1 protein-coding gene is annotated in these 265 nt (G+C 64.5%); it reads left to right on the forward strand.

The window, feature by feature from the left end:
• Positions 1–265 (forward strand): ATP-binding cassette domain-containing protein (locus tag QSV46_RS39960; RefSeq protein WP_314964127.1); only part of this gene is annotated, 265 nt, incomplete at both ends.

Raw genomic sequence — 265 nt, forward strand, 5'->3', positions numbered from 1 at the left:
GCGCATCATTGACGGCGTCTCCTTACAGGTGCACGAGGGCGAAACCCTCTGCGTTGTCGGTGAAAGCGGCTCCGGCAAATCGGTGACGTCGCTGACCGTGATGGGGCTGTTGCAGAAAGGCGCGCTGGTGCCCTCGGGCGGCAGTGTCAAGCTGGTCGGCGAGGAACTGCTGACCGCCACCGACAAGCGCCTGCGGCAGTTGCGCGCCACGAGGATGGCGATGATTTTTCAGGAGCCGATGACGGCGCTCAATCCGGTGGTGCCG

The sequence above is a fragment of the Bradyrhizobium cosmicum genome (genome assembly GCF_032290525.1).
GTDB classification, from domain to species: domain Bacteria; phylum Pseudomonadota; class Alphaproteobacteria; order Rhizobiales; family Xanthobacteraceae; genus Bradyrhizobium; species Bradyrhizobium cosmicum_A.